The organism is Synergistaceae bacterium, assembly GCA_012521675.1.
Classification (GTDB): domain Bacteria; phylum Synergistota; class Synergistia; order Synergistales; family Aminobacteriaceae; genus JAAYLU01.
Window position 1 is genome coordinate 1 of sequence record JAAYLU010000020.1, and the last position, 13802, is coordinate 13802.

Annotated in this window: 11 protein-coding genes; 5 read left to right on the forward strand and 6 right to left on the reverse strand. The window is 59.8% G+C overall.

Features of this window, described 5'->3' with window-relative positions:
• A partial coding sequence (htpG, locus tag GX181_02270; GenBank protein NLM70773.1) for a molecular chaperone HtpG occupies positions 1 to 1791 on the reverse strand: 1791 nt, incomplete at its 3' end.
• Between the two features lie 37 nt (positions 1792 to 1828).
• Positions 1829 to 3091, reverse strand: a complete 1263-nt coding sequence (locus GX181_02275; GenBank protein ID NLM70774.1) for a TolC family protein — start codon at positions 3089 to 3091, stop codon at positions 1829 to 1831.
• A gap of 355 nt (positions 3092 to 3446) precedes the next feature.
• Between GX181_02275 and GX181_02280 the strand changes: the two genes are divergently transcribed.
• On the forward strand, positions 3447 to 5180 hold the full coding sequence (locus tag GX181_02280; GenBank protein ID NLM70775.1) for a DEAD/DEAH box helicase: 1734 nt from the start codon (positions 3447 to 3449) through the stop codon (positions 5178 to 5180).
• Between the two features lie 62 nt (positions 5181 to 5242).
• Here GX181_02280 and GX181_02285 read toward each other — a convergent pair whose 3' ends face one another.
• Together GX181_02285 and GX181_02290 are read right to left on the reverse strand one after the other, a co-directional pair.
• Positions 5243 to 5446, reverse strand: a complete 204-nt coding sequence (locus GX181_02285; GenBank protein NLM70776.1) for a cold-shock protein — start codon at positions 5444 to 5446, stop codon at positions 5243 to 5245.
• Positions 5447 to 5614: 168 nt separating this feature from the next.
• Positions 5615 to 6955, reverse strand: a complete 1341-nt coding sequence (locus GX181_02290; GenBank protein ID NLM70777.1) for an MFS transporter — start codon at positions 6953 to 6955, stop codon at positions 5615 to 5617.
• A 151-nt stretch (positions 6956 to 7106) separates the two neighbouring features.
• Here GX181_02290 and GX181_02295 point away from each other — a divergent pair, with 151 nt between their 5' ends.
• Positions 7107 to 9062, forward strand: a complete 1956-nt coding sequence (locus GX181_02295; GenBank protein ID NLM70778.1) for an ABC-F family ATP-binding cassette domain-containing protein — start codon at positions 7107 to 7109, stop codon at positions 9060 to 9062.
• 43 nt (positions 9063 to 9105) lie between these two features.
• Positions 9106 to 9942: a DUF2993 domain-containing protein gene (locus GX181_02300; GenBank protein NLM70779.1), complete on the forward strand. Its 837-nt coding sequence runs from the start codon at positions 9106 to 9108 to the stop codon at positions 9940 to 9942.
• A 19-nt stretch (positions 9943 to 9961) separates the two neighbouring features.
• On the opposite strand, the gene GX181_02305 is transcribed toward GX181_02300, so the two are convergent.
• On the reverse strand, positions 9962 to 10858 hold the full coding sequence (locus GX181_02305; GenBank protein ID NLM70780.1) for an MBL fold metallo-hydrolase: 897 nt from the start codon (positions 10856 to 10858) through the stop codon (positions 9962 to 9964).
• A gap of 4 nt (positions 10859 to 10862) precedes the next feature.
• Positions 10863 to 11396: a L,D-transpeptidase gene (locus GX181_02310; protein ID NLM70781.1), complete on the reverse strand. Its 534-nt coding sequence runs from the start codon at positions 11394 to 11396 to the stop codon at positions 10863 to 10865.
• 451 nt (positions 11397 to 11847) lie between these two features.
• Between GX181_02310 and GX181_02315 the strand changes: the two genes are divergently transcribed.
• Together GX181_02315 and speE are read left to right on the forward strand one after the other, a co-directional pair.
• Positions 11848 to 12984 carry a type III PLP-dependent enzyme gene (locus tag GX181_02315; GenBank protein NLM70782.1) on the forward strand — a complete coding sequence of 379 codons (1137 nt, stop codon included), beginning with the start codon at positions 11848 to 11850 and terminating at the stop codon, positions 12982 to 12984.
• A gap of 102 nt (positions 12985 to 13086) precedes the next feature.
• The coding region (gene speE, locus GX181_02320; GenBank protein ID NLM70783.1) for a polyamine aminopropyltransferase at positions 13087 to 13802 on the forward strand (716 nt) is incomplete at its 3' end.

Here is a 13802-nt window from a genome sequence, read left to right on the forward strand (position 1 = left end):
CTCGTAAAGAAGCAGGGCGTGATCGACCAGGGAATCTTTGTCCATTCCCTCCTCCAGCCTTCTCTCCAGGAGGCGTATCAGTGAATGATCCAAATTGACCTCGAGCACTCTCTTGGCGGCGGGGATCTGCCTCCCCATGCTCTTCAGCAGTCTCTCCATGGAGAAGGTCGCTCCGTCCGACGTGACCAGGCACGCGGGGGACGAAGTCAGCCTGTTCGACGGGCGCACGTCCTCCACCCTGTCTCCCAGCGCCTCCTTGAGGAAGGCGACAAGTTCAGATGCCTCCGCCGGTTCACTCTCCCCATCCTTCCCGGGGAGCGAGTCGGCGAGCTCCAGCGAGCGAAACTCCCTCCCCGAGTACTCGGTGAAGGCGGGAGCGGCGACCTCGTCCACCGGGTCGGTCATCAGAAGCACCGAATGGCCTGACTCGGCGCACCTCTCCAGCAGGGGCGAACCGCGAAGAGTCTTTAGCCTGGTCCCTGTCAGGTGGTAGATGTGCTCCTGACCCTCCGGCATGGAGTCGACGTACTCCCCCAGGGTCGTAAGCCCGTCGCCGGAGGTGGTGTGGAACAGGCAGAGGTCCAGTATCGCGTCCCTGTTGTCCCCGTCCTCCGCCTCGAAGGAGACCAATCCCTCCTTGATCACCTGCCCGAACTCGCCCCACAGCTCCTCGTACTTCTCCCTCTCGTCGGAGAGCATCTTCTTGAGGGAGTTGACCACCCTCCTGGTGATGCTCTTTCTTATCACGCGAAGAAGGGGGTCCTCCTGCAGCATCTCGCGCGAGATGTTGAGAGGCAGGTCCTCCGAGTCGACCACGCCCCGCAGAAACCTGAGCCAGGATGGGACCAGCTCCTTGCAGTCGTTCATTATGAAGACGTTCTTGATGTAGAGGGAGACTCCCTCGCGCCCGGAGGGGAACATCAGGTCGAACGGGGCCTTCGAGGGTATGAACAGCACTCCGCGGAACTCTGTTCCCCCCTCGACGGAGAAGACTATTCTTCTTGCCGGGTCGGCCCAGTCATGGGCGACGAGCTTGTAGAACTCCGAATACTCCTCGTCTGTCACGTCCCTCTCCGGCCGCCGCCAGATCGGCTTTCCGAAGTTGAGCCGCTCCTCCTTTTTCCCGTCGCCCTCTCCGGACTCCAGCATCACCGGGTAAAGGATGAAGTCGGAGTACTTCTTGACTATCTCCCTGATCGTCCACTCGCTCGAGTAGTCCTTTTCCCCTCTCGAGGTGTCGGGGGCCTTCAGGAAGAGGGTGACTGTCGTGCCGGGCACCTCCCTATCGGCCTTTTCAATCGTGTACGTTCCGTCACCCGTGGACGAGAAGAGCCACCCGTCCGCTTCCCCGAGCCTTCTGGTTAGCACGTCCACTCGGTCCGCAACCATGAAAGCCGAGTAAAAGCCGACGCCGAACTGGCCGATCAGGGTCTCGGCCCGTACCTCCCCTCCCCCCTCGCCGAGGGACTCAAGAAACTCGCTCGCCCCCGACCTGGCTATTGTGCCTATGTAGTCCTTCAGCTCGTCCCTGTTCATGCCTATGCCGTTGTCCGACACCTCCAGGGTCTTCTTTCCGCCTGACTCGCCCGGCGACAGAAGTATGAGCGGCTCCGCAAGCCCCTCGGCGAGCTCCGGCGTCGAGGCCAGTTCAAGCCGTCGCTTGTCGAGGGCGTCGGAGGCGTTGGAGACGAGCTCCCTGAGAAATATGTCCCTGTTCGAGTAGACCGAGTTGATCATCAGGTCGAGCAGACGTTTCGTCTCCGCCTGAAAATGGTGCCTCTCCTGCTGCATCTGGATCCCCCTTGAAGTAGTAGTATGCCGATATAATCTAGTCGGCGGGCGCCGGCTCGTACTCGCTCATGGCCTGCCGCAGGGCGGCCAAGGCGAGGTACATCTCCTTTATCGCGTCGAGGTGTTCCGTGCGCACTCTCTGGTTGTCGACCTGGGAGTTGAGCAGGTCTATCTGGGCGCCCATGCCCTCCATGTACATCAGCTGTGTGATCTTAAGCTCCTCGTCCGACCGAGCCACCTGCTTACGCCTGCTGCTCTCCAGGGAGGCGGCCTTCTCCCACTGGGTCCGCGCCGTCAGCACGTCGGCCTGGACGGAGAGCTTCTTCGCCTCCAGGGCCCTCTCGGTGGCCTCGATCCCCAGGGTCTTCTCCTCCACGTCCTCCCTGGTCCTTCCACCGTCGTAGAGAGGGATGGAGACGTTCAGGGAGAAGATGAACTCGCCCTGGTCCGGCTGCTGCGAGGGAGAATCCGTCAGGATCGTGTAGCCGACTGACCCGTCGACCGAAGGGGACATCCCCCTCTCGGCAATCTCCCTCAGGATCATGGCTCGCTCCAGGTTGATTTCGGCGGCGCGGACGTCGTTCCTGGTCTTGAGGGCGGCGTCGACACCAGCTCGCACTGACAGGGAGGGGACCAGCAGGACCTCGTCCTTCGGTGCGACCTTGAGGCCCCCGGCAAGGGTCCCGAGGTGGGTGAGAGAGTCTTGGTAGCCGGATTCCGCCTGCACCACCACGCTCTCCGCATCCTCCACCCTGGCCTGCGCCCTGATGACGTCCAGCCTGGGTATGAGCTGCTGTTTGTACTTCTCCTCCGTGATCCTGAGATCCTCTCGCCTCTGAGCGAGGATCTCCCTCTGAAGCTCGCTGTTCTTCCTGGCTATGAAAGAGCGCCAGTATAGGCTCTCCGCCGATGCCAGGGTATTGTTGACCAAGGCGAGATGCTCGGCGTCCATCGAGTTGTACTGCAGGAGGAGCTGCTTCTCCTGAGCCGTGTAGACTCCGGTGACGTCGAAACGGTGCGAGATCGCCGCCGAGAGGGAGTAAGCACCCTGCCGCCTGAGCGAGTCGTCCGTGTTGTAGGATGTCGAACCTCGCAGGCCAACGGATGGACGTTGCACCGAGACAGCAGCGCGCACCGCGTGATATGCTGCCTCCACCCGCTTTTGGGATGCCTGCAGCCCGGGGTTGTTCTCACGCACCAAAGGAAGAAACTCCTCAAGCGACATTTCCGCGGCGAACGACCCGTGGGCACCGCCTAGCACGAGAACGCATGCAAAAGCGACGATGATTTTTCTTATCAAGACTTCTTTTCCTCCTTCGGTATTTTTACCGCGACCGGCGATTTCTTCAAAGAGCCTTGCGCGAGATTTTCCTATGAAGTCAATTATAGTACAGACAGGGGCAAATCACACGGGGAAAAACCGCCGCTCGACCGTGGCATCCGGGGAAAGAAACAGGACGAAACGGAGTTTTGCCTTCAAATTTACGCCGTTGTGACTATTGACTTATTCACATATTCATGGATAATGGTCTTTTGTCAATGGAGGGAAGATCTTAGGCGGGCCCCCGGAGAGGGGTCCGCATTTTTTGGGCTCGGACCTGGAACAGCCGGGCCGATGATTTGACCTCCTTATATCAAGGGGGAGTACAGTAATTATGAGTGAAAACAGTTTCATGCGCTATGACCTGAGGGAGGAGCTCCAGGTCGCCATCGCCCGCAAAGGGTTCTCCACGCCGACTCACGTGCAGGAGAAAGTCCTGTCGCTGGATCGCTTCGACAGGGATCTGATAGTGAGGGCAAAGACCGGCTCGGGGAAGACTTTGGCCTTCCTGCTGCCGCTTCTGCAGGAGTTGACTGTGTCCGAGCAGCAGCCTCGCATCTTGGTGCTCTCGCCTACGCGCGAGCTCGCCCAGCAGACGGCGAAGGAGGCGGCGTGGCTCTCGAGGCATCTGAATGTCTCGGTCGCGACCCTGGTGGGAGGGCTCGACATGTCGGCCCAGATCCGCTCGCTGAGGGACGGTGCCGCGATAATCGTGGGCACGCCGGGAAGGACGCTGGACCATATCAACCGCTCCACTCTCAAAACGGAAGGGATAACGACGATAGTTCTCGACGAGGGAGACCATATGCTCGACATGGGCTTCCGCGAGGAGCTGGAGGGCATACTGGACTCGCTGACCAGCAGAAGCCGCACCTGGCTCTTCTCGGCGACAATGCCGAGGGAGGTAAAGGAGCTTTCCAGGAAGTACCTGGAACAGCCCGTCTTCATCTCGTTGATCGAGGAGGGGGAACAGCACGACGACATCGCCCACAAGGCCTACCTCGTCCCATTCCGCCGCAAGATGGAGGGGCTGGTGAACGTACTCCTGTGGGAGCGACCCAGGAGAGGACTTATATTCTGCCACACGCGCCTTGAGACCATGAAAGTCGCGGGGCGGCTCGTGGAAGAAGGCTTCAACGCGGGGGCCCTTCACGGAGAGATGACGCAGAGAGAGCGCAACTCGGTGCTCTCGTCGTTTAAAAACGGGGCGATCTCGCTCCTGGTGGCGACCAACGTGGCTGCCAGGGGGCTTGACGTCGAGGGAGTCTCACACGTCATACAGATCGGGCTGCCTGACGACAGGGACACATTCATCCACCGCAGCGGGCGCACCGGCAGGGCGGGGCGGGAGGGGCTGAATATTTTGGTACTCTCCCCGCAGGAGGCGGGGAAGTTCAAGTATATGTTCGGCTCGGCCAAGGTCGACATCGAGTGGAAAAACGTCCCGGACCTTCTGTCGATCGCAAGGGCTCAGAGAGAGGATGCCGAGGAAAGACTTCTGACCCTGAAGGAAGCGGTCGAGACGGAGGACTACCTCCAGTGGGCCGAGGACCTGCTCACCCGTGCTGCGCCGAAGAACCTGGTGGCCCGGCTTCTCTATGCCCTCACAGCCAACAGGTCGGCCGGATACGACCTCTCCTCCGAGCTTGAAAGGGAGCTTAGACGGAAGAGCCGCGCACCGGCGGACAGGCAGAGGCCCCAGGGGGGACGCGGCATCGCGGGAAGGCGGCCCAGGGGCACCATGCTCAGGCTGGGCAAGGGGCTTGCCGACGGATGGGACGTGGGAAGGGTACTCCACTCCGTCTGCTCCTCGTTGGATGTGGACCGTTCCGAGGTGGGAGCGATAAGGATGAAGGAGGACCATGTCCTGGTTGAGTTGCTTCCGTTCGCCCTGTCCCGTTTCGAGGCGGACTCGAGAGGGCTCGTGCGATGCGGGCTGATCGAGCCGGGGAAGGAGAAGGAGGCTGAACTGCTGTACCAGCACTCCTCCAGGCCATCCAGGGGGCGTGACAAGCCCTACCGCAAGGATAGACAGGGAAAGACCGGTGCCAGGAGCCGCAGGCATTAAATAATCAGGGAGCCGACTCGTCAGAGCCGGCCCCTTCACTTAATATTATAATCGAGGAATAATTACAACACCTTCTGGACGTTGGCCGCCTGAGGCCCCTTCTCTCCGTCAACTACGTCGAAGCTGACCTTCTGACCCTCCGCAAGCGACTTGAAACCCTCGCCCGCTATCGCACTGAAATGAACGAATACATCCTTGCCTTCGTCCGTCGTAATGAAACCATACCCCTTGCTATCGTTAAACCACTTCACAGTTCCCTGACTCATCCAAAGACAGCCTCCTAAAACATTTGAATTCTGCATCCGGTCCCACGAAACCGGACCGCAAATCAACGATATCTGAAGTTTGCTCTTATGTCAAGCTTTTTCTAAAACTTTTCCCCTTGTTTGTCCCTGTCTCAGCACTGACGCGAAGACGTGACATCGCGAGAGCTCTTACGCCGCGGCGGATCGTCCGTCGTGCATCCCGCCGGGGGCGTCCCTCTTGAGCTCTGGTATAAAGAAGGTTATGGCAAGAGAGATGACGGCGAAGACCGCGCCTATCACGAATGCCATCCTGTAGGCCATCTCCGTCGAAGCGGGCAGGTAGTGGTCTATGACGACTCCCATTGCCGACGTCGTGATGGCTATCGCCAAAAAGCCCGCTGTATTCAGGATGGAGATGGCCAGCCCGGTGTACTTCTCGGACGACTGTTCCTTGGCGACCGACCAGGACAGCACGAAGCATGCGTTGGAGAAGCCCAGAAGCAGGAAGAGCATTCTAAGGGTCCATGCGCCCGGCGCTCTCTCCCAGGGCATTACCAGGCAGCCCCAGAACAGGGCCTGGAAGACGGACATCACGATCATGGGGAGTCTTCTCTTCCCCATCTTGTCGGAGATCCAGCCGTTGAAGAGCCCGCCGGTCATGGTGCCGACGACCATCATGACGGTAAGGGAGGAGGCCTCGGATACCGTCATTCCGTAGACGTTGACCAGCCACGGGATACCCCACGTGCCGATCAGGGCGAAGTAGCCCGCCTGGTTGAAGAAGTAGAAAAGGGCCGCCAGCCTGACTCCCTTGACGGAGAGCACTGACTTTATCCCCTCGGCTATCGAGAAGGGCTCGGGAGGCATGTCCTGGCGAAGTATCTCTCGCTCGTTGATGGGCGGAGACCCTATGTCCTGCGGCCTGTTTCTGATTATGAGATAGCACAGAAATCCGATCCCGAGCGTCCCGACCCCGATGGAGACGAAGCTGGCCCTCCAGGATACCAGGGTGAGAAGAAAGGCTAGGGGGCCCTGCGAGAGGATGCCCCCCGCGTTGCCGATGAAGGAGGTCGCGCCGGAGATGGTGGCGAACTCACCGTCCCTGAACCACTGGGACTGGATCTTCATTATGGAGACGAAGACGGTGGCCACTCCCAGCCCCACCAGGAAACGGCCCGCCAGGAGCCAGCCGTACGAGGGGGCCAGGCCGAAGATGATCGAGCCGGCACCGGCGGCGAGCATCCCCACCGAGACGGTGACCCTGGCACCGAGAGAGTCCGCGAGCAGGCCGACCGGGATCTGCATCGCCATGTAGGCGTAGAAATACATGGAGGACATCTGGCCGAAGTCGGTGGCGCTCAGCGAGAAGGCCGCGGTGACGTCCTCGCGCACCACCGCCGCCGCCAGCCTGTGAAAGAATACAATCATGAAGGCGAAGGTCATTATCCCCCAGACGGCCCAACGGTAGGAGAGGGCCCTTTTCATGGCCGATCCCCGATCATCGGGAGTGCGAGCTGTTCTATCTTCCATAATGCGCAATCTCCTTATCTGCATAGTCTTCACGCGATCGTCCGTCACAGCCAAACATTTTACAACGCCGACGAAGATAATGATAGCCGGGTGCGCTCGTATTGCGTATATAATGTCCTATGCGAACGGCAATAAAGGAGGATATCTGCGGTTGATCAATATCTCCGACGTCTCGCTGAGGTTCGGCGAGAGGGTCGTGCTTAAGGACATTTCATGGGCCGTGTACAACGGAACCAGGACGGGCCTCGTCGGCGCAAACGGTGCCGGGAAGACGACCCTTCTGCGAATGATCGCGAAGGAGCAGGCACCTGGCTCCGGCACGATAACAGTGACAAAGGGCGACAGGATCGGCTACCTGCCCCAGGACCTGGTGGAGATACCGGACGTCCCGGTGATGGACTTTCTTCGGGTAAGGACGGGGCTGGCGGAGATCGAGAGTGGTCTAGACCGGGTCGCTCGCGACCTTGCGGAGGCTGCACCCGGTTCTCCAGAGTGCGAAAAACTGCTGGCGCGGCACGAGTCGCTGACGAGGCGGTTCGAGATGAGCGACGGTTTCGTCTTCGAGGCGATGGCGAGAAAAGTGCTGAAAGGGCTGGGGTTCTCCGGAGACGACCATCTTTCCAGGTGCGGAGCCCTGTCGGGAGGCTGGAAGATGCGGCTTCTCCTGGCTTCGCTCCTGCTGGATTCGCCGGACATACTCCTGCTCGACGAGCCGACCAACCACCTGGACACGGAGAGCATGGAGTGGCTTGAGGGCTGGCTGTCGGCCTTCACGGGCACGATAATTGCGGTGTCGCACGACAGGCTCTTTCTCGACTCCGTCTGTTCCGGGATAGCAGAGCTGTCGCTGGGGAAACTGTCGCTGTTCAAGGGCAATTTTTCCACCTACGTAGAGGAGAGCGAGAGGAGGATCGAGGATCTGCGGAGGGCTCAAAAGCTCCAGAAGGAGGAGTTGGCAAGGCTTGGACAGTTCATAGAGAGGTTTCGCTACAAGGCGTCCAAGGCGGCCTCGGTTCAGAGCCGAGTCAAACACCTGGAGAAGATACAGCTGGTCGAGGTAGAGGAGGACACCCAGAAGGTCCGCTTCCACTTCCCACCCGCCAGGCGAAGCGGGCTGGACGTAATGGTCCTCCAGAACGTTACGAAGAGCTACGGAGAGAAGATGGTGCTGCGCGACGCCACCATCACGGTGCAGAGGGGGGAGAAGATCGCGCTGGTGGGAGTGAACGGGGCGGGCAAGTCCACCCTGTCGAGGTTGCTGGGACGAGTCGAATCGCCGACCTCGGGGACAGTCCGAGCCGGGCACAACGTGAAGATCGCCTTCTACTCGCAGGAGTCGTCGAAGAACCTTGACTATGACAGGACCGTCTGGGAGACTGTCTCCTCGGGATACGAGGCCTGGAACGAGCGGGACAAGAGAAACCTGCTCGGGGGCTTCCTCTTCGGGGGCGACTCGATCCACAAGCCCGTCTCAGTGCTGTCGGGAGGGGAGAAGTCCAGGCTTGCCCTGTTGAAGCTGATGCTGGAGGAGGCCAACCTGCTGGTGCTCGATGAGCCGACCAACCACCTCGACATGAGGACGAAGGACCTCTTTCAGCGGGCGCTTCTGGAGTTCGACGGGACACTGGTGATCGTCTCCCACGACAGGTACTTCCTGGACAATCTGGCGACAAAGGTGATCGAGATTTACAACGGCGAGTTGATAGTCTACCCCGGCAACTACTCCTGGTTTGTCGAGAAGCGCAAGGAGCGCATCGCCACCGACCCCCGCTACAGCGAGGATGATGCCGCGGACGCTGCACCCCGCGCCCCCCGAGACAGGGCGAAGGATCAGAGGAGAGAGGATGCGCGCAGGCGAAACGAGCTGTACAGAAGGAAGAAGACCGTCCTTGACGTTATGGCTCCGCTGGAGGCCAGGATTGAGAGGCTCGAGGAGGAGCAGGCGGAGAGGGATTTGCTGCTGTGCGATCCCTCGGTCCTGGCGGACTCGGCAAGGGTGACGAGCCTGCTGATCCAGCGAGAGGAGGCCTCGCGGATGCTCGAGGGGCTGATGAAGGAGTGGGAGGAGCTGGCCGAGGAGATCGACCGAATCGAGAAAACCGGCTGACCGTCCGGCTGTTGCACAGACAATAATTTAGGAGGCCTTGCCAATGAGACTCTTTTCATGTTTTACAGGGCGCGGATCAATGCTCCGCCGGTTGATTGCTATCGTCATCGTGGTGCAGGCGTCCTGCCTTCCGGTTTCTACCCCGGCATGCGCAGGAACCGTTGAAGAGTCGCGAGGGGAGAGATTGATGCGCTTCTTCGCCGAGGAGTTCAAGCCGGAGAGGGCGAGGATGATCATCGAGAACGAGCCGAATGACGACGGCCTGGTAAGGGAGATCTATCTGGACGTCGAAGGTTGCGACATAGGCGGGGTCCGCATCGAATCCCTGATCCTGCGGGCGATAGGAGTGACCTTTACTCCCCCGTCGGAGTGGGACGAGACGCCCCTGGACGTGGTGGAGATGCTCAACGTGAACGCGACCGCGCGCATAACCGACAGGGATCTCAACGAGAATTTGCTTCAGAAGCAGTTCGGCGACGACGACGAGTGGCACAACCTGCAGATGCGCATTACGCCGGAGGGAGTCTACGCACGCGGGAACTATCACGTGCGGGTGCTGTTTACCCTCGACATCCTGATAGAGATCTTCAGCAAGTTCAAGATAGTGGACATGCAGCAGGTGTGGCTCGACGACTACACCCTCAGGGTCAACCGGGTGGACGTGCCGAGCTTTATAACGGACAAGGCTGTATCGCAGATTCAGCCGCTTCTCGACCTCGGCAAGTTCATCTTCCCCCTTCGCCTCAGCTCCATCGCCTTCGAGGACGGGAGCATGACCATAGCCAGCCGGGTCGAGCCCGAGCCGTTCGAGGGGATAGAGTACGAGTATGAAAAAGAGACGGCCCCCGATGACGAGGAGGAAGACAACGAGGAGGAGTAAGGTGGTCCGGTCTTCTTGTTCAACGCTCCTTGACGAGCGCCTCCGTGAAGCCTCGGACGCTGTTGAGCAGAAAGTCACGTTCCCTGTCGAGGGTGCCCGGGTCCATGTTTTGAAAGGCCGCCATGAAAGGATCCCTGTCGAGGATCTCTGCCGCAAAGGCCTCGTAATCCTCCGGAGCCACGCCCCTTCGCAGGAGTCCCAGCACTATATCCTTCCACAGCAGGACCTGGTCCTTCGCGTAGGCGAGTAGCTCCGCTCCCCCCTCGGCCGACCCGAAATGGGGGAAGCAGATGCGGGAGCACTCCCGCCTCGTCAGCTTCTCGATGGACTCAAGAGCGGCGTCAATGAAGAAGGGTGGAGGCGCGGCGGGGCGCAGGCAGGGATACGGCAGCTCTCCCTCCAAGTAGACCCCGGCGGCCTCGCCGACGAACAGGACGACCTCTTCTCCGTCGTCGTAGTAGTACGACCTGTGGTGCGACGCGTGCCCCGGCGTGTCCACGAAGGACAGGCCGTCGGAAAGCAGCTCCTCGGGCATGATGCAGTCGGGCGGAACGGGCGCCGGCTCTCCGAAGAGAACGGCAATCTCGCCAAGGGTCTTGAGGCTCGCCTCCCAAAGTCTGGACGGGTCGATCAGATGAGGGATCCCCCTGGGGGACACGGCTACACGTGCTCCAAACTCGTTGGACGCCAAGCCCGCCGCGCCTGCGTGGTCTATGTGTACATGTGTGAGCAGGATCATATTGATCCAGACCATTCCGATTCGCCTCAGGGCGTCGCGAAGCTGCGGCCAGGTTGAGGCAGGCCCCGGGTCCACCAAGAGGGAGATGTCTTTCTCTTTGTCGTGGAGGAGCCATGACGAATAAAACCTGTCGTACCCTCTCTTCGGAAGAATAAGCTCTATCCTGTGAAGGTCCATTTTCTCACCTCTCCGTTATCAGGACCGCCATGCCGACGAAGACCTTCTCCTTCAGCTCCTGGAGGTCCTCGTTCAGAAGGCGCACGCACCCTTGGGTGACCATGGTGCCGATGGAGTCGGGATCGTGGGTACCGTGTATCCCTATTCCCTTCCAGCCGGGCGTCCTCAGCCTGATGAACCAAGGGCCGTAAGCGCCGCGGATCGGGCCGTTTCCGTCGCCGAAATCGTAGGTCCACTTCCGCGAGTCCTGTATCTGCTGCACAGAGAAGCTCCCCACCGGGGTTCTGTTGTCCCCCACCCTCCGCTTTTGTCCTCCGTTTGCGCCTATCGCGATCGGGTACTCGCGCTCGAGCCTGTCGCCCCTGTAATAGTACAATCTCATCCGACCTTTCACCACGTGCAGCCACGGTTCCTCCGCGCCGGTGGCAAGAGGGGGTTTGGAGGGCGGGGGCTCCGGGAGGAGCTCCTCGACGACATGATCGTAGGGGGAGGTCGGATCCGGGAGCTCTACGACGACAAGCTCATCCTCCGTCCGCATATGCGGCTCGGGTTCGGGCAGAGCCTCCTCAATGGGCGGAGGGTCGTTCTCCTCGACGATGACATCGGGTCGCACCAGCTGGTAGCTATGCCATCCAACAATGGCGATGACGACAAGCAGAGCCAGTAATACAGCCTGCCTGCCCCACTCGGGGGATCGCCTTTTTCCGTAGTACATTGCACGTTCCTCCTCCGGATGTGTGAAGCGAAAACGCCGAACGCGAATGATTGTATCACGATTCCTCCGCGCCGGAGAAGGTCGGCTCGTACGGAATCGGAGCCATGGCCCCGGTCGGGAAATTCGGTGGTTTTCACCCTTTTTCAAGTGAAGATTTCGAAACACCCCTTGATATTTCAAGCAGAAGGAATTAAAATTTATAGGTTTTTCAGTTCAACTCGAGGAGGGAGCAGGCAAGGTGGAAAATGAGTACCAGTTCGACTTGGAGCGTTACATGTCCAGGGATAGATTTCAAAGGATCAGAGATTTTTCCGAGGGTTTGGAGACCCCGTTTCTCGTGGTCGACCTGAAGAGGGTCGAGGAAAAATACGACGAGATGCAGGGCTCGCTCCCCTTCGCAAAGATTTATTACGCGGTGAAGGCCAATCCCCTTGAGCAGGTGGTGAGCATGCTCGTCAATAAGGGGAGCTGTTTCGACATAGCCTCCGTGTACGAGCTGGACCACATCATGTCCCTCGGCGCCTCGCCGGATAGGATAAGCTACGGCAACACCATCAAGAAGGCCAGGGACATAGAGTACGCCTATTCCAAGGGAGTGCGCCTGTACGCGACGGACTCGGAGAGCGACCTCAGGAAGATAGCGAAGAACGCCCCGGGCTCAAGGGTCTTCTTCCGCATCCTGACGGACGGAAGCGGCGCGGACTGGCCACTGTCCAGAAAGTTCGGCGCTCACCCCGACACGATCTACAAGCTAATACTGCTTGCGGCGGAACTGGGGCTGGAGCCCTACGGCGTCTCCTTCCACGTGGGCTCTCAGCAGAGGGACATCGGCCAGTGGGACAACGCCATCTCGATATGCAGGTACCTATTTGACAGCGTGGAGTACGAGGGGATCAAACTGAAGATGCTGAACCTCGGAGGAGGCTTCCCCGCGACCTACATCTCCCCGACCCACGAGACGTCCGTGTACGCCTCGGAGATAGCACGCTTCCTGGAGGAGGACTTCGACGACGATCTGCCGGAGATCATACTGGAGCCTGGCAGGTACATGGCGGGCGACGCCGGGGTGCTTGTGTCGGAGGTCGTGCTCATCTCCAAGAAGTCCGAGGCGAACCAGTACACCTGGGTCTATCTGGACGCGGGCAAGTTCGGCGGCCTGATCGAGACGTTGGACGAGGCGATCAAGTACCCCATATACACCGAGAGGACCGGGCCGGCCCAGGAGACTATCCTCGCGGGCCCGACGTGCGACAGCATGGACATACTCTACGAGACCGAGAAGTACGCCCTCCCCGAATCACTCGAGGAGGGGGATCGACTCTACTTCTTCACCACCGGAGCCTATACGCAGACATACTCGTCGGTCGGCTTCAACGGCTTTCCCCCGTTGAAGGCCTTCGTCCTTGAATAATACCCTCGTTTCTCATATACTTTACCCGAAGTGTCCGTCGGGGGCGGCAAGACCGTTCCCGACGGACTGTTGAGTTATGCATCATGAAAGGAGGAGCGACCAATGGAGATTCGTCAGAGAAGGGCGAACGAGATTTGGTTCACCGAGGAGCAGACGTCCAATATGAAGCTGTCCCTGCGCTTGTCCGAGGTGTTGTTGAGCAAGTCGACTCCATACCAGGACATTCTACTGGTTAATACCGAGGAGTACGGTCGGATGCTGGTTTTGGACGGCGCAATACAGATAACGGAGAGGGACGAGTTTTTCTACGCCGAGATGATGGCGCACGTGGCTCTGTGCACTCACCCCTCGCCGAAGAGGGTCCTGATCGTCGGAGGGGGCGACGGCGCCACACTTCGCGAGGTGCTGCGCCACGAGTGCGTTGAAAAAGCCACCCTGGTGGACATCGACGAAGAGGTGATCAAGGCATCGAAGGCGCATCTGCCCACCATAAGCGTCGCTTTCAGCAACCCTCGCGCTGATGTGAGGCCGATGGACGCCCTCAAATACGTGGCCTCCTGCCGCGATGAGTTCGACGTCGTCATAGTCGACAGCACCGATCCGGTCGAGTTCGCCGCCGGACTCTTCCGCGCCCCCTTTTACAGGGACGTCTTCGACGCACTGAAGGAGGACGGGATACTAGTGGCGCAGACCGAGTCTCCAATCTCGGACACCCACGTGGTCAAGGGCGCCTACAGCGAGATGTCCACCGTGTTTCCCACGGTGAAGATCTGCTGGAGCCCGATGCCCACATACCCCAGCGGCATGTGGACCTATAC

Excerpts from the sequence above, each read along its gene's own strand:
- GX181_02280 (NLM70775.1), top strand. The coding sequence starts at position 3,447 with ATGAGTGAAAACAGTTTCATGCGCTATGACCTGAGGGAGGAGCTCCAG.
- GX181_02285 (NLM70776.1), bottom strand. The coding sequence starts at position 5,446 with ATGAGTCAGGGAACTGTGAAGTGGTTTAACGATAGCAAGGGGTATGGT.
- GX181_02290 (NLM70777.1), bottom strand. The coding sequence starts at position 6,955 with ATGGAAGATAGAACAGCTCGCACTCCCGATGATCGGGGATCGGCCATG.
- GX181_02300 (NLM70779.1), top strand. The coding sequence starts at position 9,106 with ATGAGACTCTTTTCATGTTTTACAGGGCGCGGATCAATGCTCCGCCGG.
- GX181_02305 (NLM70780.1), bottom strand. The coding sequence starts at position 10,858 with ATGGACCTTCACAGGATAGAGCTTATTCTTCCGAAGAGAGGGTACGAC.
- GX181_02310 (NLM70781.1), bottom strand. The coding sequence starts at position 11,396 with ATGCGGACGGAGGATGAGCTTGTCGTCGTAGAGCTCCCGGATCCGACC.
- GX181_02315 (NLM70782.1), top strand. The coding sequence starts at position 11,848 with ATGTCCAGGGATAGATTTCAAAGGATCAGAGATTTTTCCGAGGGTTTG.